This is a genomic window from Monashia sp. HAY1-5C (assembly GCF_056755255.1).
In genome coordinates this window covers 1-1766 of the sequence record NZ_JBPGXG010000260.1, presented here as the reverse complement: position 1 = coordinate 1766, position 1766 = coordinate 1, and the positions used below count along the sequence as shown (strand labels likewise).

Below are 1766 nucleotides of genomic sequence, written 5' to 3'. Positions count from 1 at the left end.
TCGTAACAAGGTAGCCGTACCGGAAGGTGCGGCTGGATCACCTCCTTTCTAAGGAGCAGCTTCGCTGCCGGGCCCGTGGGTCTGGTGGCGCAGTGGCCCGCCGCCAGCGAACGCCTGGTGGGGGTGCTCATGGGTGGAACATCGATTACTTGGCACCTGGTCGAGCCGGTGGCTCGCTAGTACAACCCGGTGACGGTCCGCGAGGATCTGAGGGAGTGGAACGCGGCGCGGGTTCGGGTGGGTGTCTGGCACGTTGTTGGGTCCTGAGGGATCAGACCCCCACGCCGGCGCGCGGTCGCGTGTGCTGGTGGTGGGTGCGCTGTTTCTTCTGGGTGTGGGCCCGCCCGATCTCCTGGCGTTTGTCGGGGTGGTGGTGGGTGCCGGTTGTGTTTTGAGAACTACACAGTGGACGCGAGCATCTTTGTGGCTCAAGTTTTTAAGGGCACACGGTGGATGCCTTGGCACCAGGAACCGAAGAAGGACGTAGGAATCTGCGATAAGCCTCGGGTAGCCGATAACCAGGCTGTGATCCGAGGATTTCCGAATGGGGAAACCCGGCTGGAGGCAAGTCCAGTCACCCGCACCTGAATATATAGGGTGTGTGGAGGGAACGTGGGGAAGTGAAACATCTCAGTACCCACAGGAAGAGAAAACAACAGTGATTCCGTGAGTAGTGGCGAGCGAAAGCGGATGAGGCTAAACCGGGCGTGTGTGATAGCTGTCAGGCGTTGCATGTCCGGGGTCGTGGGACCTTGCGGCCGGAGCTGACACTCTGGCATGGAGTGAGAAATCTGCGTCATAGTCGAAGAGCATTGAATGGCTCGGCACAGAGGGTGCGACCCCCGTAGACGAAATGGTGTGGACTCCAGTGAGGGATCCCAAGTAGCACGGGGCCCGAGAAATCCCGTGTGAATCTGGCAGGACCACCTGCTAAGCCTAAATATTCCCTGGTGACCGATAGCGGACAAGTACCGTGAGGGAAAGGTGAAAAGTACCCCGGGAGGGGAGTGAAATAGATCCTGAAACCGTGTGCCTACAATCCGTTGGAGCCTCCCGCCGTTGGGCGTGTGGGGTGACAGCGTGCCTTTTGAAGAATGAGCCTGCGAGTTAGTGCTCAGTGGCGAGGTTAACCCGTGTGGGGAAGCCGTAGCGAAAGCGAGTCCGAAGAGGGCGTTTTAGTCGCTGGGTCTAGACCCGAAGCGGAGTGATCTACCCATGGCCAGGTTGAAGCGCAGGTAAGACTGCGTGGAGGACCGAACCCACTTAGGTTGAAAACTGAGGGGATGAGCTGTGGGTAGGGGTGAAAGGCCAATCAAACTCCGTGATAGCTGGTTCTCCCCGAAATGCATTTAGGTGCAGCGTCACGTGTTTCTTGCCGGAGGTAGAGCTACTGGATAGCCGATGGGCCTCACCAGGTTACTGACGTTAGCCAAACTCCGAATGCCGGTAAGTGAGAGCGTGGCAGTGAGACTGCGGGGGATAAGCTCCGTAGTCGAGAGGGAAACAGCCCAGATCACCAGCTAAGGTCCCTAAGCGTGTGCTAAGTGGGAAAGGATGTGGAGTTGCTGTGACAACCAGGAGGTTGGCTTAGAAGCAGCCACCCTTCAAAGAGTGCGTAATAGCTCACTGGTCAAGTGATTCCGCGCCGACAATGTAGCGGGGCTCAAGCACACCACCGAAGCTGTGGCATTGACATACTGCTCGGCACCGGCTCCTGCGGGACCGGTGTCCAGGCGTGTTGATGGGTAGGGGAGCGTCGTGTTGCC

The 1766-nt window shown here is 58.6% G+C and carries 2 rRNA genes; both read left to right on the top strand.

The window, feature by feature from the left end:
• A 16S ribosomal RNA gene (locus ACR9ZK_RS21510) occupies window positions 1-48 on the top strand; the annotation flags it as partial.
• 378 nt (window positions 49-426) lie between these two features.
• Window positions 427-1766: ribosomal RNA gene (locus ACR9ZK_RS21505) — 23S ribosomal RNA — on the top strand; the annotation flags it as partial.